Here is a 22075-nt window from a genome sequence, read left to right as displayed (position 1 = left end):
AAACTCATGAAGATATCCTTTTTAGAACTAATAGGAATATTATTGTTGATTTATATGATAATTAATCATATAATAACAAATAGTTACTAGTTCCTTATGATTAGAAGAAGCGGATTCCCATCATTCATAGTCATTTTGTCTCATTTTATTGCAGAAGAAAGTCTAGGGGGTGCTGAAGACAGAAAATTAAATTATAGTGCGTGTCCAAAACTCATTGACCAATAGAAATTTTTCAGAAAGAAGGCCAATCTCGCTATAAAATCAGTAAGGACTATTATGTAACTTATAAATGACACCGTTCTCAAAAACATGATGACAATTTCTAATTAGCCATATAAATGGATAATAACACTATTTATATTTTTTCTAACATGACGGTTGATGCCCGTGAGCGACGTGAAGGGACTGGTTATAACAAATGAAAAAAATAGTAAAGAAATTCGGTCAATTAATGCTTATTAGTATGCTTGTCCTGTCAGTTTTTTTAGCTGGCTGTTCTTCGAAAGAAAAGACATCTTCCGGCAAAGGCGGGCAGACAGAAATTACGTTTTGGCATGGTAGTACAGGAATCGGATTAGAAGCGATGAATGCATTGGTTAAGAGTTTTGAAGAATCCCATCCTGATATTAAAGTGAAAATGGTTTATACGGAGGCGAATGAGGGAGCGGACCAAAAACTATTGACTTCCGTTACAGGCGGCAATCCTCCTGATGTCGCAACATTTGATCGATTTAAAGTTGGATCATGGGCAGCACAAGATGCATTAACGGATTTAACGGATATGGCTGCTGCAGATGGTATCTCCCAAGATCGCTATTATCCGTATGCATGGGATGAAGCGAGTTACGAAGGTAAACTTTATGCGATTCCATATTCCACCGATGCTCGTTTATTGTATTATAATAAAGATCATTTTAAAGAAGTTGGGTTAGATCCCGATAATCCTCCTAAAACCATTAAAGAATTAGAAGAGGCTGCCGAGAAATTAACCATCAAAGATGGTAACCGCTTTAAACGAATTGGCTTTATTCCTTGGTATGGTCAAGGTTGGCTGTATAGCTGGGGATGGTCATTCGGAGGTGAATTTTACAATGAAAGTACAGGTGAAGTGACTGCCAACGATCCTAAAATTGTAGAGGCTTTGGAATGGATGGTTGACTTCGGAAAAAAATACAATGTAGAAGATATTTCTGGATTTGAAAGTTCTGCAGGTAGTGATGCTTTAGATCCGTTTATTTCCGGCCAGCTTAGTATGAAAATAGACGGAAACTGGACGGTCACAGGGATAAACAAATTTAAGCCTGATTTAAACTATGGTGTTACACCAATCCCGACACCGACTGGAACTGATTTCACTACTTGGTCCGGCGGTCATAGCTTTATTATTCCTAAAGGGGCTAAAAACGTTGAGGCTGCGTGGGAATTCTTGAAATACTTCGGTGGTCCAGAAGGTGCAAAAGCCTATTATTCTAAGCTTGAAGGAGACTTTTCCGTTCAACCGGCTGTAAACGAAGAACTTGGCCGCGCGAACGATCCAATTTTAAAAGAGTTTGTTGATATCCTTCCAAATTCACACCATAGACCTGTTATTTCAGAAGGACAATTGCTATGGAACGAGCTTGCAACGGCTGTTGAAAACTCGACAAGGGGAAATGGTACTCCTCAGGAAAATTTAGATAAAGCGACTGAGACTGTGAATAAAGCATTGAAAAAAGAATAAATGGGGAGGGCTACCTCCCTTTTATTTATGAAAGGGGCTGCCAAATTTGGCGAAAATTGAAACATCAAGCGTTGTCGTCCAACCGAAAAAGAAAAGCTCTTTTACTTTTAAGGCAAATTTGACAGGTTGGCTCTTTGCATCACCGTGGGTCATTGGTTTGATTGTATTTTTTGCAATTCCATTATTTTCTTCCATTTATTTTAGTTTTACAACATACAGTGTTTTGCAGCCGGGAGAATTTATTGGATTTCAAAACTATAAGGAACTATTTCACGATGACCTGTTTTGGAAATCAGTCTATAATACTGTCTATTTCGCTGTCTTGTTTGTTCCTTTAAGCATTATCTTCGGGGTAGCTCTCGCGATGATGCTTAATATGAAGGTAAAAGGATTGGCTGTGTACCGGACTATTTATTTCTTACCTACACTTGTTCCCCACGTTGCACTGGCAGTTCTGTGGATGTGGTTATTGAACCCAGGATTCGGTCTGATTAACGGAACGTTGGACTTTTTCGGAATTGAAGGCCCTAACTGGTTAGGGAGTGTGAAGTGGTCGAAGCCTTCGTTGATCTTAATGTCATTGTGGGGAATTGGACAGGCTGTCATTATTTATTTAGCTGGTCTAGGCGATATACCGGAAGAATTTTATGAAGCAGCAGAGGTAGATGGAGCGAACTGGCTGCAAAGAACAAGACATATCACGCTACCCTTACTCACACCAGTCATATTTTTTAACTTGGTTATGGGTATCATTGGAGCATTCCAACAATTTACATTACCGTATACGATGACACAAGGCCAAGGGTCTCCCGCAAATTCTTTAACCTTTTATGTCATGTATTTATACGATAATGGGTTTAAGTTTTTCAAAATGGGATACGCTTCAGCGATGGCTTGGATTTTATTTGTGATTATTATGGCCTTAACGGCGTTAATTTTCCTGACTTCAAAGCGCTGGGTCCACTTATCAAGGTGAGTAGAAAGGAGTATGTTGAATGCAACCGATTACCAAAAAACGAATTCAATATTCGTTAGCACATTTCATTCTTATTATTGCGTCCATCTTTTTCATTGTTCCATTCATCTGGCTTGTGTCGACATCATTGAAACCGATCACGCAAATCTTTACATTTCCACCTGAATGGATTCCAAAACCATTTCGCTTTCAGAATTATATTGATGCGATGTCGTATATCCCTTTTTTTACTTATTTGAAAAATACGGTGGTTATAACGATTTTAAGTACAATAGGCATTCTTATTTCCTGTCCTTTAGTGGCGTATAGCTTTGCGAAACTTCGCTGGAAGGGGAGAAATGTATTCTTTATCCTTACAATCGCTGTCATGATGATTCCAGGACAGGTTACGATGATTCCGCTGTTCTTAATATTCAATAAAATAGGATGGGTTGGAACGCCGCTCCCATTAATTGTTCCGGCCTTTTTTGGAGCACCGTTTTACATATTTTTGTTACGTCAATTTTTCTTAGGGCTCCCGGATACGTTAAGAGATTCGGCAAAGATTGACGGTGCGTCCGAATTACGGATTTATTTGCAAATTATGCTGCCTTTGGCAAAGCCGGCACTCCTTGCGGTTGGACTTTTTCAATTCATGGGGAGCTGGACAGATTTTCTTGGTCCTTTGCTTTATTTGACAGATGAAATGCAGTACACATTGTCATTAGGACTTCAGCAATTCCAAAACCAAATGGGAACGGAATGGGGCTTGATGATGGCAGTTTCGACAATGATGACATTGCCTATCATCATCATGTTCTTCTTTATGCAGAAGACGTTTATTCAAGGAATTACTTTTAGTGGGATTAAGTGATTTTTCAGAGCAATTTTTCAAGGAATGGAGCGGGGAGTAAAAGGTAGATAAAGAGTCACCAAGGCTGATATTTTACAATAGGATACAAGAAAATGTTTAATGAGAAGGTGTCTGGAATGAACGCCTTGGTGTCCTTTGCTCAGGAAATGATTATGTTGTATGGCTTCATTTTTTTGGGATATATCGCACGAAAAAAGGGTATTTTAAATCGTCACGCTGATCAAGTGATGACCCAATTAGTTCTGTATATTACATTACCGGCACTTATTTTAGCCTCTATGGATATCTCTTTTTCCGTCCATATCCTGAAGGAAATGCTGGTTTTATGTGGATTATCCATTTATATATTGTTCCTTGCCTGTTTATTGGCCAAATGGATAAGAAAAAAGGCGAAGGTTGAAGAAGACCGGAAAAAAGTTGTAGAAGCTCTTATCATTTTTGGAAACCAAGGTTTTATTGGTTATGCTGTTTCCTATGCCTTATTTGGTGATCAAGGGATTGTATATGCGACAATGTTTAACATTCCCTATTTGGTCCTTATTTGGACTTATGGCATTTTTATCTTTGTGCAGTCCAAACATTCCTTTTCTTGGTCGCAAATCTTTTTAAATCCAGGACTGGTTTCGACCTTAATCGGCTTAATTGTTTTTATATTCCCTTTCCATTGGCCGCTGGTGATCTTAGGAGGCTTAGAAAGCGTAGGAAAAATGACGGTTCCTCTTTCTATGCTGCTGATTGGCAGTATCTTTGTTCGTGTGCGGACAAAAGATGTATTCGTATATATAAAAAATCGCTATGTATGGTTGACAACAGGCATGAGGCTGATCATTATCCCTATTTGCCTCCTGCCTTTCACATTATTTTCAATCCCATTTGCCCTGATGGCGATTGCGGTACTTGTTTCAGGGATGCCTGCTGCTCCCACGGTTTCTATGTATGCACAAAAATTCGGAGGAGACGTACCATTTGCTTCAATCACGGTCTTTCTTACAACCCTGGCTTCAATCATAACCATCCCTTCATTGTACATTCTCTTAAGCCTAATCTATGTATGAGTTCTTTTAAAGCAGGCGAGGGGGCAGGTTGTTCGCCTGCGTTAGGATTTAGTCAACAAGATAGGAATGTTTCATCTTCTTCAAGCCATATGCAGCTATTTCCAATGCTGATTTTCCCTCATAATCTTCTATAAATAATTCCAATGATACGAAACCTTTATAACCGATTTGTGCAAGCATCCTGGCCATTTCTGCAGTGGGGCAAATTCCGTCACCTGGAAAAACTCGGTCACGATCTTCCAATTTTTCTCTTGGTGGGGAAGCGGGATAATCATTGACATGAACAATCCCAATCTGGTTGGCTTGTAAACTACTTAAACCTGTAAAGTCACTCCCTCCAATATACATATGGAAAGGGTCAATTAATACTTTTGGATGTTTTACATTGGACTTTTCCATGACAAGTTGAGCTTCGTTTAATGTAGAAAGCTGCTCTGCTTTTCCCCAAAATTCGAGGATCGGTTCAACACCGATTTCTCTGCCAAGTTGAACTAATCGCTCAAAGTACCGGGCCATTTCGTCTAAACGGACAGCTTTTACATTTCCGAAAGGGGGTGCAGCTATAGAGGCACACCCTAAGGAAGCAAGTAATTTCATCTCCTTTTCAGCCTGTATGAGCGCTTTTTCACGAGTATCCCTATCCGCATCAGCCCATTTGAAAAACGCAATCGCATTCATAAACGAAAAATTTTCCTTCTCTAATGCTGCCTGTATCGATTGAATCGTTCCGCCATTCACTAAATAAGCTTCAATATCACGTATCCACAGTTCAATTCCTTGGTAGCCAGCTTGCTTTGTAACCTCGATTTGTTGAATGACATCTAATTGGAAGGGAAATAAGGTTGATGCATTTAATGCCGTTTTAAAAGGAAACATACATTTTCACCTCATTTTTATATCCGTTTCATCCTGTACAAGCAAAACGCGACCTTCCTGATGACTTTGCAAGGCCCGTTCAATCAAGTGAATGTTCAATCTAGCTTCCTCCGGCTTCACCTCTAGTTCGGAGATACCCATAATATGATCATATATATTTTGATAATAGTGTTGATAAGCGCCGGGAAGCGTTTCTACTTTTCCCTTTATATGGATCTGCCCAATCGAGGTATGTAATTCTCCCCATTGTTCCTCAGGCTCTTTTCCCCATTGATCAGTAGTAGCAGGTGATTGACCATCCATTAATGCCTTTTCCTGTGGATCAACACCATATTTAATAAAGGAACCTTTCTCCCCATGTAAAATATAGCGGGGGCTTTCGATTCGAACAAATGGAGAAGATTTCAATGTCACCTTCAATTTGTCATGATATCTAAGTGTAACAGCAAAATAATCATGGGTCGCTGCACCCTCTCGTTGAATCTGAACATCTGCCGCTATTGTTTGGGGAGTGCCAAAAAGACAAACAGCTTGATCCAGTAAATGCACACCTAAATCATAAAAGACCCCTGTACCTGCACCTGCTTGCTCTCGCCAGTTATTACCTGATACGATCGGATTAAATCGATCCCAATGAAACTCGCATTCCCTGATTCTCCCAAGCAAGTTTTTTTGTAAAATTTCTTGAATCGTCATGAAATCGCCGTCCCAACGCCGATTATGAAAAACGCTTAGCACCTTATTTTTCTTCTTCGCCAATTGGATCAATTCATCCGCTTCATTTGTCGTTGGTGTAAACGGCTTCTCAACGACTACATGTTTTCCAGCATTTAGTGCATCGCGAACAAATGGCACATGATCAGTGCTAGGTGTGGTGACAATAATCAAATCAATCTCTGGATCAGCGTATAGTTCATCAACTGATTTTACAACCTCGATCCATGGATACCGCTCCTTTGATCGCTCGCTTCGTCGTTCAACGACTTTCTTTAGGTTCATACCAGGGACCGACGTAATCACAGGTGCATGAAATGTCCTGCCCGCAAATCCATATCCAATTAGACCTACTTGAAGCTCAGGGTTCACATACAGTCACTCCTCTTTTAAAAATTAATGGACTATGAGAGAACGGACATCTGTATGCATTCCGTTCTAGCATTTGTATGCGCTTTCTAAGGCGTTAAAATGAATATAGCATAGAAAGGATCAATGATGAAGAAAAAAGCTATATTTATCATATTTTTTATTGACATACTATAATGATATAAGTATTATAATCTATTGTAAAGAAATAAATACATCCTTGTATTACATAATATATTTATATGAAAGCGTTTTATGTCGTGGGAACCTTCTATTTTATACAGCTAAGTTACACTTGCAGCGATGATGATTCCTAGGTACGTCACAACGAACCATTTTTATTTAGTCATTGAAAAGACAACAAATTGGAGGCATGATGATATGAAATTTCAGATTGGAATGCGTATTCCACCACACATTGGAAAACAAGGGATTGAACAGGTAGCAAATTGGGCGGCTAGCGTCGGGTTAGATGTCATAGACGTGCCCGCTTATAACGAAGAAGTAAAAAATGCCTTAAATCATGCTGGGCTCGGAGTTGGTTCTGTTGATCTTAAGGACACTGGCGCCTTACTTAGTGAGGATGAATCTCGTCGTACAGATGCCATAGAGTCAATCAATCGACAAATGACACAAGTATCTGAGTTGGGCGGCAAAGTACTGTTTATGGTTCTTATTCCTGAAGATGCGAATCAGTCAAGAGAAAAAAGTTTTTCGATTTGGAAAGAGTCGTTCCCTGAGGTCGTAAATCAGGCCGAAAAGAAAGGGCTTTATCTTGCATTGGAAGGATGGCCGGGACCGGCTCCTCAATATCCTGCCATTGGGTGTACACCGGAAACCCTACGAGCGATGTTTCAGCATATTCCATCCAAACACTTCGGTCTTAATTATGATCCATCCCATTTAGTGCGCCTTGGTATTGACTATTTGCGCGTTCTGACCGAATTTGGAGATCGAGTGAATTATTGTCATGGAAAGGATACTGAAATCTTAAAGGACGAACTATATGAATACGGTACTTTACCTGCGACTTTTGGAGCGAAATATGGATTTTCTGACGGATCATGGCGCTACACAATTCCAGGACATGGAGAGGTTGAATGGGATAAAGTAGCGGTTCGGCTAGAAAAAATAGGATATAAAGGGCCAGTAAGTATTGAACTAGAGGACCAACGTTTTTGGGGTTCATTAGAAGCTGAACAGCAGGGGATTATAAAAGCTAAGGATCATCTCTCTTTATATTTTAAATGAAGAAATTTTAAAAATAAGTAGAATTTTTCTGGTGTATCTGATGTATCTATTTGAAGGGATGATAAATTTATCATAAGGAAAGAGGAATAGTATGGATAAAATTCGCGTTGGAATGATTGGAACAGGTGGAATCTCGAATTTGCATGGGGATCATTTAGCGGAACTAGACTATGTAGAACTTGTTGCGGTTACGGATCCCAGTGCAAAAAATAGGGAGAAATTTATCACAAAGTATCAACTAGATGAAGCAAAAGAGTTCGTCGATCATAGGGACATGCTAGATACAATACCATTAGATGCGGTTATCATTTGCTCTCCGCATACCCTTCACTTTGAGCAAGCAATGGACGTGATGAATCATGGCTGCCACGTATTGATAGAAAAGCCAATGGCTTGCTCAAAAAAAGAAGCGGAGCAATTGATTGAAACGGCCGAAAAACTGGGAAGAGTCCTACAGGTATCTTATCAACGACATTTTGAACCAGAGTTTATGTATATCCGTGAGGCGATCGCAAATGGAAAAATTGGGAAATTAACTTCTGTCACCGCCTCCTTGTATCAACAATGGGGTCATGGGCCAAATCATGTATGGCGTAAAAATCCTGCCTTATCAGGTGGTGGGATGTTAATGGATTCGGGGAGTCATATTTGTGATGTGCTTCTATGGGCGACAGGATTATCTCCAATAGAGGTAACGACACAAATGGAAAAGCATGGTTCAACTGTAGAACTAGATTCCTTTACGGCCATTCGCTTTGAAAATAATGTGATTGCCGGTTTGAATATTGTGGGGTATGCTCCAATCTGGCACGAGACCTATGCCTTCTGTGGTGATAAAGGCGGAATCTTCTATGATAATGGAAATGTTACTCTCCATCGATTAGGAGAAGAGCCAATCATACCAGAACTTCCGAAAAAGACAACAGACCAAGATAAAAGTTTTTTTGATGCGATCCTTGGAAAACATGAAGTGAAGGTTCCCGGCCATTTTGCGAAAGAAGTTGTCAATCTTACAGAAATGATTTACGAGGCAGCAGGGTATCATCCATTAAGGAATGAAATTGTAAAGTAGAAAACTAGAGACTGTCTATACGTAATCGTTGTAAGCATTCGAAAAACCATAGCCCACGGGCTATGGTTTTTTAGCAGTGTGTAAGCTGGATCTCATCACACTTGAAAAAGGTGGGGAATGCGTTCTTTAGGTTATGAATGTTCTTTTCTTCTAATATAGTGTTATATAGCGATTATATGACACTTCTCTGGAGGGAGAAACTATGGCAACAAGGCCACCTATTTTGCAACCAGGTGACACAATCGGAATTGTGACATTGGGTAGTCCGTTAGAGGCGAGTGTGATTGATGCACGAATAAGTACGCTCCTAGATATGGGGTTTACGGTCGTATTGGGACGATATGTCTATGCTCAAAACGGGTTCCTCGCTGGCAGGGATCAGGAACGTGCTGCTGATCTAATGGCTATGTTTGAAAATGATCAAATCAAATTAATTTTACCTACTCGAGGTGGCGTTGGAGTGGCGGGAATTCTACCGTATCTTGATTATGAAACGATCAGAAGCCACCCGAAAATTGTAACGGGCTATAGTGATATGACGATATTGTTAAATGTCCTCTATCAATATGCCGATTTAATCACTTTCCAAAGCCTGATGTTGATCGACTTTTCGCTAGCAACACCCCCTTATAATTTCAATCAGTTTTTTGCCGCCACGTCTACACTTATGTCGCCTAGGCCTATATCCAATCCGCCAAACATCCCACTTGTCAGCCGCGTTTCCGGAAATGTGACAGGCCCCATTGTTGGCGGTAACCTGGCATCTTTTGTCGATAACTTAGGAACTCCTTTTGAAATTGACACAAGGAATAGAATTTTGTTCTTAGAAGAAACGCATGAACCAATGAATAAAGTCTATAGATATATGAATCACTTGAAACTTGCTGGAAAATTTGACGATTGTATCGGCATTATTTTAGGAGAGTGTACAAATTGTCAAGTCGCTTACGGGCAGTCCTATGAAGATTTGATCAATGAATTTGTTGTGCCGCTCGGCAAACCGCTTATGACTAATCTCACGTCTGCCCACGGCACTTATAAAGCTGCCATCCCGATCGGCGCAATCGTTAACATGGACACGGTTAGCAATACATTAACAGTACTCGAACCAACTGTCGGCTTGTAATGTTGGACTTCTAGACTATCTGAAAAAGTGGCATTATAAAAGATAAAAACTAGAAATCTATCGTAATTGTTAGTAATATACGAAAAAAACCTAGCCCATTAAGTTCTAATCTTTTCAAGAACGATGTTTTTTTGAAGTGAACAAGCAGGATATTTCCTAGAAGGGTAGAAATATAGTAAGATGTGGGAATTCCAACATAAACTATGCATAAGAGGATGAAAAATGATGAATCAACAGGATGTTACTAAAAGGGGATTGCAATTGTTAAATGAACTTGAAAAAACAAAAGTACAAAAAGGAATGCTCGCCTGTTGGTTTTTGGGTCAAGGTGGCGTTATTTTAAAAGGAAATGATGACAAACTTGTCGCCGTCGACCCTTATTTATCACAATCAGCGCATCGTTTATTCCCACCGCCTTTTCCAGCAAGTAAATTGGATCTTTTAGACATTGTTTGTATCACTCATGATCATAATGATCACTTGGATCCAGGAACGATTCAGGCAATTGCGGCGGCTAATCCAAACACCACTTTTATTGCACCATCGTACAGTCATCATATAGTAAAGGATTGTGGTGTGAAAAGCGATAAAATCGTTCCAGCTGATACAACAGCCACTTTGAAATTCGGGGATGTGTGTATCAATCCTATTCCTGCTGCCCATGAAGACTTTGAATATACGGATGATTTAGGGCATCGCTTTGTAGGGTATTTGTTTAATTGGAACGGATTAAATATCTATCATGCGGGGGATACAATCGTTTATCCTGAGCTGGTGGAGGGATTGAGTGGGGAGAAAATCGATCTTGCCTTTCTACCTATTAACGGTAGAGATCTTTTTAGAAATAAACAGGGAATTATTGGGAATATGAATCTACGAGAAGCCGCCGATTTGGCAGCTGAAGCAGGAATTAAAACGCTCGTTCCTGTCCATTATGACATGTTTCAGAATAATGCTGAGTGGCCAGGAAGGATCGTAGACTATCTTTATGAACACTATCCATATCAAAAATTCCATGTATTCTCACGTTTTGAAAGATTTGTATATGTGTCGGAATTGCTTTAAATTAAAGCTGAAAGGACCCACAAGAAACCTGTCGTTAATAGAAAGAGGTGTTAAGGAGTTCTTCATTTGGAAACCTATTAAGATGATGACAAAATGTTGGAATGGACAGGTATATCAATGGAGCTAGGGATGTGCACTCCCTATTAAAAAACTAATGTAAAGGGCTGAATAATAGATGAATAGCAAGATAAAAATAGGAATAATTGGCAGCGGTGGCATTGCAGGCGCACATGCTCGTGCTTATAAACAAATGTCCGACGTGGAAATTTTGGGAGTTGCAGATGTGATTCCAGGGAAGGCGGAGGAATTTATACATAGGTTGGAATTGCCGAATGCTCAGGCTTTTGATAGTCATTTAAAATTATTGGAAATGGACCTAGATGGTGTAAGTGTTTGTACGCCTAATATTGCCCATCATCAAACAAGTGTTGATGCTCTTCAAGCAGGCAAACATGTCTTAGTTGAAAAGCCGCTTGCCATTACACTTGAACAAGGACTTGAGATGGTGCGAGCCGGTAAGAAAGCGGAGAAAATATTAACGGTTGGGTTTCAACCGCGATATGATCCAAATATGAAAGCTGTGAAAAAAATCGTTCAATCTGAATTAGGGAATGTCTATTATGTGCAAACCGGTGGTGGCCGTAGGAGAGGAATGCCTGGTGGTACATTTATCAGTAGGTCACTAGCTGGTGCTGGGGCCATGGCTGATATTGGCTGTTACTCCCTTGATCTGGCCTTGAATGCATTAAATTATCCAAAACCGCTCAGTGTGTCTGCTTTCACCTCTAATCATTTTGGGACAAACCCTAAATACCATCCAGAAGCAGAGAAATTTGAAGTGGAAGATTTTGGAGTGGCCCTTGTGAGGTTAGAAGGTGGAAAAGTTCTTAATTTTAAAGTTTCATGGGCCATGCATGCAGATTCGTTAGGACCAACACTCTTCCTTGGAACAGATGCAGGTTTGAAACTAACTCCAGCGGGAAGCGGACCGTGGAGCGGTGTTTGGGACGGGGGAATTGGTTCCATTACGATGTTCCATGATATTCAAGGCCGCAACACAGAAAGCATCATTCCAGTCCAAAAACATCAATACGACATCTTCTATGAAAAAGTTCGTGACTTCGTCGTAGCAATCAAGGAAGATAAGCCTGCGCCGATTCCTGGTGAAGAAATCCTGATTAACCAAGCCATTATTGATGGAATTTTAAGATCTTCTGAACTAGGTAAAGAAGTAGATATTGAAATACCGGAGCTGTAAGTAGAAGTGGATTAAATAATTAGGCCTGCATTTACATCACCCCCACTTGGGAAAACAGGTGGGGGTGATTTTACTTAAAGGAAGATAAAATCTGGAAAGAGATATTCACAGAATTGGTTGACATAAACAGAAAATCTGTTTAATATATAAAACGTAATGATTACGATTTACATATTTAGCGAAAAAGAAGTTGTTCAAATTTTTACCGTTTAAATCGTAATTGTTACGATTTGTATTATGAGAGGCGGATAAAAAAACATTGCATTCAAACAAATAGGGGGAAGAGAAACTTGAAAAGCAGGTTATGGATCATCAGTTTATTCATTTTATTTCTATTAACCGGTTGTGCCACTAAGGAGGGAGTGGGTGAACAGTCTAAGGTTGCAAAAGGGGAACATCAAGGTGTAGGAAATAAGATAGAAAAGGATGCTGCCGGCAAGCTAACAGTCGTGGATGATTTAGGAAATGAAGTGACCTTGGAGAAAAAGCCGGAAAGAATTGTTGTTTTGTCACCATCCCATTTAAAACTATTGTACGACTTAGGTGGTGAGGCTGTTGGAAGAACAACTCTTAGTCCAGATCGTATTCCTGAAGGAGCAGAAGATATAGCAGATGTCGGACACCATACGAATGTGAATATAGAGGAAATTCTAGCTTTAGAGCCTGATTTAGTGATTGGAAACTCTATTCTACATAAAAAATTAATCCCCATTCTAGCAGACAGCCATATTCCGTTTATCAATCTAGATATGATATTACTTGAGGATGTCAAACGAAATGCGAAGCTAGTCGGAAAGATTTTAGACAATAGTGAGTTGGCTGCAAAGAAAATTGGTCAGCTAGAACAAGAAATAAAGGAGATTCAAGAGAAAATCAATCATTATCGTGGTAAGGAGGAAATGAAAAAAATAGTGATTTTTAATATCACCCCAAATAATGTCACGGTAAATAGAGAAAATACCATCCCTGGTGAAATTTCAAAACTGTTAGGACTAACCAATATTGCAGAAGATGCGGCTCCTCTTGAGGACAATCCAACACAAACAGCCTTTAGTTTAGAAAAGGTGGTTGAAGTGGATCCGGATATGATTTTCGTTGTCCATCATGGTGACAAGTCCAAGGCAGAGGAAAGAATGGACATTGATATGAAAAATAGTCCTGCATGGTCTACCTTAACTGCTGTTCAAAATGATCAAGTGCATTTTTTACCAGGAAACTTATTCTTATCAAACAGTGGTTTGGACTATAGCGAATCAATCCAGTATTTAGCGAAGCTTGTATATCCCGAGGTTTTTAATGATGTTGAGTGAAACAGCGATGAAAAAACAAGTTTTTAACTGGGGGAATGTAAGAGAACGCCGAACTTGGCGTTTCTTCGTTTTATTCCTCTTCTTTATTCTTGCGTGTTTAAGTATTCTATTCAGTTTATCAAAGGGAGCTGTCGATATTTCATGGTCAACGATTTGGACATCGTTGACCTCCTTTCATACGGAATCCAAACAGCAAATATTATGGAATATACGGCTTCCAAGAGTGATGATTGGTGCTTTGGTTGGGGTGAATCTGGCTTTAGCAGGAGCTATTTTACAAGGGGTCATGCGTAATCCTTTAGCAGATCCAGGTATTATTGGCATTAACTCTGGTGCAGGATTAGTGGGAGTCGTCATTTTACTTTTGTTTCCACATTTGGAATTCATCGTTCCAATAGGGGCATTTTTTGGTGCAATGGGTGCTGCGGTACTTATTTATGTTTTAGCCTGGAAAAGAGGCATTCAGCCGGTCAGAATTGTGTTGGCTGGCGTAGCAGTTTCCGCATTTTTAGGATCTTGGATTTCTACACTGATGATCTTTTATAGTGATCGTGTTCAAGGCGCTCTTATGTTTATGGTGGGAGGATTGTCTGCAAGAAGTTGGAATCATGTCGAAATGATCTGGGTTTACAGCTTACTAGGCGTGCTTTTTGCCATTTTCGGTACAAGATGGATGAATATATTGCTTTTGGGAGATGAAACGGCACGGGGATTAGGTCTTTCAGTAGAGCGGACGAGAATCATCATGACGGCTGTGGCATCCCTGCTTGCAGCAAGTGCTGTCAGTGTTGTGGGCTTATTAGGTTTTGTCGGACTGATTGTTCCACATGCAGCAAGACTGTTAATTGGAAACGATTATCGCTTGCTTGTACCGGCTTCTTGTTTTCTAGGGATTGCGGTTGTGACCTTTTGTGATACAGTTGGTCGCTTGATCTTTGCACCAGTTGAAATCCCTGTCGGAGTGATTATGGGGATTTTCGGAGCACCATTCTTTCTTTATTTATTAAGGAGGGAAACATAAATAATGAGCATATTAGAAGCGAAAAAGATTAACTTGCGTTATGAAGAGAAGTTCATTGTTCAATCCCTTGATCTTTCGATTCAAAAAGGAAAGATTTATTCGCTGCTAGGGCCAAATGGATCGGGAAAAAGCACGATTTTAAAGGCATTATCGAGAAATTTAAAGGTAGAACAAGGTGCGGTGTATTTGGATGGACGGATGATTCGTGAATTGAAGGCCAAAGAGGTCGCCCAAAAAATGGGGATTCTTTCTCAGTCCCCTTACACACCGCCTCATTTAACGGTTAGGGACTTAGTCGAGTATGGCCGTTTCCCTCATAAAAAATTTTGGGAGAGACTTTCGAAAGAAGATCATGAGATTGTGAATTGGGGCATTCAAAAGACAGGATTGTCTTCATTTGCCAATAGAAATGTTAACACTTTATCGGGGGGAGAGCGGCAACGAGCATGGATTGCAATGGCGCTTGTTCAGAAACCTTCCATTCTTCTTCTTGATGAACCGACTACCTATTTAGATATTGCTCATCAATTGGAAATTATGGAACTTGTAACGTCTATTAATAAAGAATTTGGCATCACCATAGTGATGGTGTTACATGATATGAATCATGCTTCTAAATTTTCTGATGAACTGATTGTATTGAAAAACGGTGAAATTTTTGCGCAGGGCCCTCCTACTAAAGTATTGAATAAGCATACGATCAGAAATGTTTTCGGCGTGGAGGCCGATATATGGATCGATCCGCTCCACCAAAAACCGATTTGTATTGCACAGGCACTAGCGTAACATCTCATTAACGGTAAGAACATCATCAATCTAATGGGGAGATGAAAAAATTGAAGAGTGATAGAGTTTATTATCCTTTCACTGCGATTGTCGGGCAAGAAAATATGAAATTAGCACTTTTATTAAATAGTATTAATCCCGCTATTGGCGGTGTATTAATTAAAGGGGAGAAGGGAACGGCGAAATCGACAGCTGTTCGTTCTTTAGCCGATTTGTTCGGTTATCTAAAGGTTGTTGAATTACCATTAAACGCCACAGAAGATCGAGTGGTCGGGACATTAGATATTGAACAGGCCATAAAATATGGTGAGAAAAAATTTGAGGCAGGCATTTTATTTGAGGCCCATAAGCAAATTTTGTATATCGATGAAATTAACTTACTAGATGATCATCTTGTGGATATTTTATTAGATGTTTCCGCAATGGGGGTCAATACAATCGAAAGGGAAGGGATATCGTATGCACACCCTGCACAGTTTATCTTGATAGGGACAATGAATCCTGAGGAAGGCGATCTTCGTCCACAGTTATTGGATCGCTTTGGTTTATCTGTGGAGGTGAGGGGAGAGCAACAAATAGATAGGCGAGTACAGGTGCTCCAAAGAAGATTAGCCTTTGAAGAAAATCAAAGGGATTTTCAAGAGAAATACCGTTATGAGCAGGAACAATTAGTCAAAAGGGTCAAGCACGCGAAAGAAATTTTACCTGAAGTGAATGTATCGGATGATATTTATCAATTGATTGCAAGATTATCAATCCAATTAAAAGTAGATGGGCACCGATCAGATTTAACCGTTTTGAAAGCAGCAGTGGCTCTCGCGGCATTTGAAGGAAGAACAACTGTCACGCCTAAGGATATTCAGGTTGTCACCAAATTTGTCTATCCTCACCGAATGAAACGAACGCCATTTCATGATGAAGAAGCCGATCTGTCAAACCTAGATACATTCTTGAATGACATGGAAATTGTTTAAAGGGGGAGAGACAGCGGTGGATTTTCTTCATACATATCCATTCACAGCGATCGTCGGTCAAGTCCCTGTCAAACGGGCTATTTTATTAAACTTAGTGAATCCTAAAATCGGTGGCATTCTTTTAACAGGAGAGAAAGGCACAGCGAAAACAACGATAATTCGTAGTATTCCCCATTTGAAATTAGGAAAACAAGTCATTGAACTACCGCTTAGTGTGACAGAGGAACAAGTAGTGGGTGAAATTGATCTTGAGAAAACCTTACAAACTGGCAAGAAACAATTCAAACCAGGGATTCTTCAACGCGCTCATCAACATATTTTATATATCGATGAGGTGAATCTATTACCCGCGCATCTGACGAAAATGATCATTGACTCTCATTCATCGGGAATGACTGTGGTCGAAAGAGAAGGGATATCGGCCTCTTATGCCTCTCAGTCTATTTTAATCGGATCTATGAATCCTGAAGAAGGGGAATTACCCCCACAAATTCTGGATCGTTTTGGATTATATGTCAACGTAAAGGGTGAACAAGATATCCATGCGAGAACGGAAATTATTAAAAATAGGATAGCCTTTGAGCAGGATCAGGTATCTTTTATCCAAAAGCATCAAGAGGATGCAGCGAAGTTAAAAAGCTGGGTTCGAGAGAGTCAGACCCGTTGTGCTTCTATTACCGTAAACGATGAAATGATCAGGAATGCGGCAATGATTGTTCAAGAAGCTAATTGTGAAGGACATCGAGCTGAGTATATTTTGATCGAAACAGTGAAAGCAATCGCCGCTTTGGATGGAAGAGAAAAAGTTGTTGCGGAGGACTTTCAAACAGCAGCTCTCTATGTACTACCTCATCGGCAAAGAGAAAATCAAGCTTCTCCCTCACCGTCAGAGCAGAAGAATAATCAAGAAGAAAAAACAAGAAATAGTCAGCAAAATAAACATGAGACACAAGAAAATACAAAGTTAGAAGAAACAGTTTCAGGATTAAAAGATCCTCACTTACAGCATCCTGTTCATTCTGATCAAGGATTAAATGAGGAAACACCAAACAATACATCTAGTTCTAGTCAAGAGGAGTGGACTGCCGGTATAGGGAATGAAATGGATATCAAGATTCTACAAGAACTCAAAGCGTTTATCAGGGAGCAAAAACAAGGAAAAGGAGGAAAACGTTCCGTTGTAAAGACTGAGTGGAAGCAAGGACGGTATATCTGTGCCACCATCCCTTCTGGAAAAGTCACCGATTTAGCCCTAGCACCAACCCTGCGAGCAGCTGCTCCCTATCAACCAAGCCGGAAAGGAGAGGGAGATTCACTTATAGCGATTGAACAACAAGACTTGCGCCAAAAGGTGAGGGAAAAAGTGGTGGGTACGACCTTATTATTTTTAGTGGATGCCAGTGGATCTATGGGTGTAAGAAAACGCATAGAGGCAGTAAAGGGAGCGATCTTTTCTTTGCTGCAGGATGCTTACCGAAAACGAGATGAGATCGGAATGATTTCTTTTCATCATAAGCGCGCAGATGTTGTGTTAGAGGTTACCCGAAGCGTGGAAATGGCCTATCAACGATTAAAGGAACTACCAACAGGGGGAAAAACCCCACTTGCATCAGCACTCGTAAAAGGCTATGAGAAATGGCTGCAACTGCGGAAAAAAGATACGGATGCCATCCCTTTCCTCATTCTCATCACAGATGGAAGAGCGAACCAAGGCTATGAAGGTAAAGGTTCTCCAGTAGAAGAGGCTTTTCAAATGGCAGAGCTGATGAAAAACGAAGGCATTTTGTCTTTGATTATTGACACAGAGCAAAGTAAGGTCCCTTTAGGTTTAGCCAAAAAACTAGCCGATCACCTTGGAGGGATGTACACAAAACTAGACCAAATCACGTCATCCGAAATTTATGGAGCCATTAAAGAGCATATTTGAAGTAAATTAAAGGAGGGAAAGTTGTGAACATAACGATTCTTACCACATCGACAACAGCTATTACTGATCTTATTCACGTCTATGAAAGCAAATTATCGTCTGCTATAAAAACAATAGTAGATGTACAGCTTTTTGATATTGGCAGTGATAAAGAGGAGCAAATGACTAAGATAAAGTCGAGTGTCAGCAAAACTGACATTCTTTTACTTGACTTACATGGCTCCTCACAACGATTAAACGAAATAATCATGGAAAACATCCCATCTACTTCCTCTTTTATTGTGCCGATCAATAGGTTTGGGGATGGACTCCACTCTTTTTTTAAGCTAGGAAGTCTTTCAGCAAAGGATTTTGATCAAGAACGTCATGGTAGGCCATCCCAAATAAGAGAGGAAAGCCAATCAAGTGAAAAGCGTACAGATTTACAAAACTATAGCAAAATTGTTGCGTATTGGAGGCTTGCAGGAGTAAAAAATATGCGCAACTTGCTCTGCTTCCTTTTAAAAGAATATGGTCAATCGTTTGATGTACCATCCCAGGCGTTATTACAAGTGCCTCAAGCTGAGCCGCCTGAGGGTATAAAGGAGACAACCATATATGATCCGATCAACGATTTGGCTTTTTCCTCCTATGAGGAGTATGTACAACATACTGATTTTGACGATACAAAAGCAACGGTCGGTTTTCTATTTACCAACATTCATTATCCAGTTCGAACAATTGAAGCCATTGCGGAGATCATGGCGCGGATAAAGAATTTTGCAAATGTTCTTCCAGTCGCTTATGCAAGGGGAAGCGAACAGGAAATGGAAAAGGTACGGCAATATTTTCTGGATAGTCATCAACCAAGAATCGATCTCCTCTTAAACTTTGTCCCTTTTCGTTTAGGGGCTGGACCTGTCGGTGGGAATCCTGAATTAGGAAAACAATTACTTGAGGAATTAAACGTGCCGGTGTTACATCCATTTTTTATTACGAGAAGAATGAGGAAAGATTGGGAGGAATCCCCACAAGGGGTGACAGCTGCCGAATTTTCTGTTTCCGTCATGTTGCCAGAGTTGGATGGAAATATTGAAACATTTCCAGTGGGGGTTATGGATACAGCCGAACAAAATCAGGAGTTTGATGTCGACATCAAGCGATTAACATTGATTGAAGACCGTGCTGAAAAATTAGTCTCCCGAGTGAAGCAATGGCTCAAGCTAAGAAAGAAAGCGAACAAACAAAAGAAAATTGCTTTAATTGGTTATAATTATCCGCCAGGTGAAGCGAATATTTTTGGGGGGTCTTTTCTCGATACCTTTGCCTCTTTAGAGATGATTGTAAAGCAGCTTCACAAAGAAGGCTATCATGCGCCTATGCTTACAAAAGTAGCATTACAAGAAAGGTTTGTTGAAGAAAAAAGAATCAATTCACCCGAATGGGTAACAGATAATGAGCAAATTGATTTTATCCGTTATAAAGCGAATGAAAAGGTGGTGGAATGGGGACAAACATCTGACACCATGATGACGGATGAAGGTGAATTTTACATTCCTGGAATTATAGAAGGAAATATTTTTATCGGATTACAGCCCGCTCGCGATCTTCAAGGAGATATAGAGAAGTCCTATCATGACAAAAGCCTGCCACCTCACCGCCAGTATATCGCTTTTTATCAATGGATGAAGGAAGTATTCCAAGCAGATGTCATTATCCACGTAGGCACACACGGAACATTGGAATTTTTAGCTGGGAAGGAATGCGGGATGTCAGGTGATTGCTATCCAGATCGATTAATCCAAGATATCCCTCATCTGTATCTTTACTATACAGGGAATCCAGCAGAAGCGATGATTGCAAAACGCCGCTCACATGCAACATTAATTAGTTACCAGTCCCCTCCGTTCCAGGAAAGCGAATTGTATGGAGAATTCCTACCGTTAGAGCTTTTGATCAATGAGTATCATGAAGTGGAAAGAACCAACCCTATGCAAGCCAAGGAATTACAAGATAAATTATTAAAAAAGGCTAAAGAGCTACAGTTTTCTGTTACAGAGGTAGAGGAACTAGAAATGGAGCTATATCGCATCAAGACATCGCTTATTCCGATGGGGCTTCATGTGTTTGGGACGGCCTATACAAATAAGCAAGCAAGGGAATATATGAAATCCGTTTTACGCTTTGATCGAGGCGAACTAAAATCACTTCCACGACTAGTCGCGGAATCCAAACAGTTAAACTATGATCGAGTCATGGCAGATAAAAATCCGGAAGAGGGAACGAAGCTGTATGAAGCAGCCGATCAGCTTATCGAAACCTATCTACAGGAGCAATCACTCCCAAGGTCTATTTCGAATGAATGGAGAGAAAAATTTTTAGAAAGCTTAGAGTTTGGAATGACCGCCTATACAGCCAGTCAACATAATCAAGAATTAGATCATCTCATCAAAGCTTTAAACGGAGAATTTATTCCCGTTCGTCTAGCAGGGGATATGATTCGAGACCCAGCTGTTTTCCCAACAGGTTATAATTTATATCAATTTGATCCCCATCTTGTTCCAAGCGAGAGTGCGTATGAACGAGGGAAAATAGTAGCAGAAAAGACCATTGAGAAACATTTAAATAAAACGGGACAGTATCCAGATAAAATTGGGGTTGTCCTCTGGGGATTGGAAACCTCCCGTACACAAGGGGAAACATTAGGACAAATTTTGCACTATCTTGGAATCAAAGTGATTCATCAACCAGGTATGCTGAAACAAACATATGAGATCATTCCGATCGATGAATTAGGACGTCCGAGAATAGATGTTGTTTTGAATATCAGTGGAATGTTTCGAGCGATGTTTGCGAATGTAATCGAGGATCTCAGTGATCTGTTTATACGAATAAGTACCCAAAATGAGACAGATGATGAAAATTTTATGAAGAGACATACAAAGCAGATTCTCGAACAATTACGGAGTGAAGGGATCGATCACAAATCAGCCATTGAGCTATCCTCTGCCCGTATGTTTGGTCCATCAGAAAATGAATATGGAACGAATGTCACAAACCTTATTGAAACAAAAAATTGGGAAAAGGAAGCACAAATTGGTCAATCTTTTTTTGATAACATGCAATATATCTATACAAAAAATTATTATGGTAAACCAATGAAAGCATTATTAACCAGTCATTTAGAAAAAGTAGAGGTTATTTCCCAAATACGGAGCACGGTTGAACATGAAGTCGTTGACTTAGATCATTTTTATGAATTTTTTGGTGGTCTTTCCAAATCTGTGGAAAATATAAAAGGGAAAAAAGCAGACGTTTATATCAGTGATACGACAACGAGTCAAATCGAAACAGAAGATGTTGAACATGCGATCGCAAGGGGGATTCGAACAAGAATCACGAACCCAAAATGGATTGAGGCGATGTTGGAGCATGACCATCATGGTGTACAAAAGATAAAAGATCGATTTGAAAATATTTTAGGACTGGCGGCAACAACGAATAAAGTAGCAGACTGGATCTTTCATCAGCTTCATACCACCTATATGGAGAATAAAGAAATCAAAACAAAATGTATAAAAAATAATCGATGGGCCTATCTCCACATGGTGGAAACATTATTAGAAAGCGCACAACGAGGATACTGGGAACCCACTGAACAAGAACTGAATACGTTAAGGAATACATATTTAGAACTGGAAGGGGATATGGAAGAAACAACGATATAGGGGAAGCGCAGCTAA

The 22075-nt window shown here is 39.9% G+C and carries 17 protein-coding genes; 15 read left to right on the top strand and 2 right to left on the bottom strand.

Annotated features, from left to right (window positions below; translation table 11 throughout):
• The first annotated feature begins 418 nt into the window (after positions 1–418).
• The 4 genes from MUB24_RS15890 (at position 419) to MUB24_RS15875 (ending at position 4604) form a co-directional block, all read left to right on the top strand.
• Complete coding sequence (locus MUB24_RS15890) at positions 419–1720, top strand: ABC transporter substrate-binding protein (RefSeq protein WP_244705774.1); 1302 nt, start codon at positions 419–421, stop codon at positions 1718–1720.
• A gap of 46 nt (positions 1721–1766) precedes the next feature.
• Entirely contained in the window at positions 1767–2696 is a 930-nt protein-coding gene (locus MUB24_RS15885; RefSeq protein ID WP_313898460.1) for a carbohydrate ABC transporter permease, read from the top strand.
• Between the two features lie 19 nt (positions 2697–2715).
• Positions 2716–3549, top strand: coding sequence for a carbohydrate ABC transporter permease (locus tag MUB24_RS15880; RefSeq protein WP_244705772.1), 834 nt, complete (start codon positions 2716–2718; stop codon positions 3547–3549).
• Positions 3550–3665: 116 nt separating this feature from the next.
• On the top strand, positions 3666–4604 hold the full coding sequence (locus MUB24_RS15875) for an AEC family transporter (RefSeq protein WP_244705770.1): 939 nt from the start codon (positions 3666–3668) through the stop codon (positions 4602–4604).
• A gap of 48 nt (positions 4605–4652) precedes the next feature.
• Here MUB24_RS15875 and MUB24_RS15870 read toward each other — a convergent pair whose 3' ends face one another.
• A complete protein-coding gene (locus tag MUB24_RS15870) occupies positions 4653–5480 on the bottom strand; it encodes a sugar phosphate isomerase/epimerase family protein (RefSeq protein ID WP_244705768.1) in 828 nt (275 codons plus the stop codon).
• Between the two features lie 6 nt (positions 5481–5486).
• Positions 5487–6566: an oxidoreductase gene (locus MUB24_RS15865; RefSeq protein ID WP_244705766.1), complete on the bottom strand. Its 1080-nt coding sequence runs from the start codon at positions 6564–6566 to the stop codon at positions 5487–5489.
• 378 nt (positions 6567–6944) lie between these two features.
• Here MUB24_RS15865 and MUB24_RS15860 point away from each other — a divergent pair, with 378 nt between their 5' ends.
• From MUB24_RS15860 to MUB24_RS15810, 11 genes are all read left to right on the top strand, one after another.
• Positions 6945–7814, top strand: coding sequence for a sugar phosphate isomerase/epimerase family protein (locus MUB24_RS15860; protein ID WP_244705764.1), 870 nt, complete (start codon positions 6945–6947; stop codon positions 7812–7814).
• 91 nt (positions 7815–7905) lie between these two features.
• Positions 7906–8886, top strand: coding sequence for a Gfo/Idh/MocA family protein (locus tag MUB24_RS15855; protein WP_244705762.1), 981 nt, complete (start codon positions 7906–7908; stop codon positions 8884–8886).
• 202 nt (positions 8887–9088) lie between these two features.
• Positions 9089–10012, top strand: a complete 924-nt coding sequence (locus tag MUB24_RS15850; protein ID WP_244705760.1) for a S66 peptidase family protein — start codon at positions 9089–9091, stop codon at positions 10010–10012.
• Between the two features lie 222 nt (positions 10013–10234).
• On the top strand, positions 10235–11077 hold the full coding sequence (locus MUB24_RS15845; protein ID WP_244705758.1) for an MBL fold metallo-hydrolase: 843 nt from the start codon (positions 10235–10237) through the stop codon (positions 11075–11077).
• Between the two features lie 175 nt (positions 11078–11252).
• Positions 11253–12335: a Gfo/Idh/MocA family protein gene (locus MUB24_RS15840; protein WP_244705756.1), complete on the top strand. Its 1083-nt coding sequence runs from the start codon at positions 11253–11255 to the stop codon at positions 12333–12335.
• Between the two features lie 290 nt (positions 12336–12625).
• A complete protein-coding gene (locus MUB24_RS15835; protein WP_244705754.1) occupies positions 12626–13645 on the top strand; it encodes an ABC transporter substrate-binding protein in 1020 nt (339 codons plus the stop codon).
• Positions 13632–14666 carry a FecCD family ABC transporter permease gene (locus tag MUB24_RS15830; RefSeq protein WP_244705752.1) on the top strand — a complete coding sequence of 345 codons (1035 nt, stop codon included), beginning with the start codon at positions 13632–13634 and terminating at the stop codon, positions 14664–14666. The genes MUB24_RS15835 and MUB24_RS15830 overlap by 14 nt, the downstream gene beginning before the upstream one ends.
• A gap of 3 nt (positions 14667–14669) precedes the next feature.
• Entirely contained in the window at positions 14670–15452 is a 783-nt protein-coding gene (locus tag MUB24_RS15825) for an ABC transporter ATP-binding protein (protein WP_244705750.1), read from the top strand.
• 50 nt (positions 15453–15502) lie between these two features.
• The gene (locus MUB24_RS15820) at positions 15503–16426 is read left to right on the top strand and encodes a magnesium chelatase ATPase subunit I (protein ID WP_244705748.1); all 924 of its coding nucleotides are present in this window, start codon (positions 15503–15505) and stop codon (positions 16424–16426) included.
• A gap of 16 nt (positions 16427–16442) precedes the next feature.
• Entirely contained in the window at positions 16443–18353 is a 1911-nt protein-coding gene (locus MUB24_RS15815; protein WP_244705746.1) for a VWA domain-containing protein, read from the top strand.
• 23 nt (positions 18354–18376) lie between these two features.
• Positions 18377–22060, top strand: coding sequence for a cobaltochelatase subunit CobN (locus tag MUB24_RS15810; protein WP_244705744.1), 3684 nt, complete (start codon positions 18377–18379; stop codon positions 22058–22060).
• The last annotated feature ends 15 nt before the right edge of the window (positions 22061–22075 follow it).

It is taken from the genome of Lederbergia sp. NSJ-179 (assembly GCF_022867885.1).
In the GTDB taxonomy this organism is placed as follows: Bacteria; Bacillota; Bacilli; order Bacillales; family Bacillaceae_C; genus Lederbergia.
The sequence above is the reverse complement of the archived record's forward strand: the minus strand, read 5'-3'. Positions and strand labels throughout refer to the sequence as shown.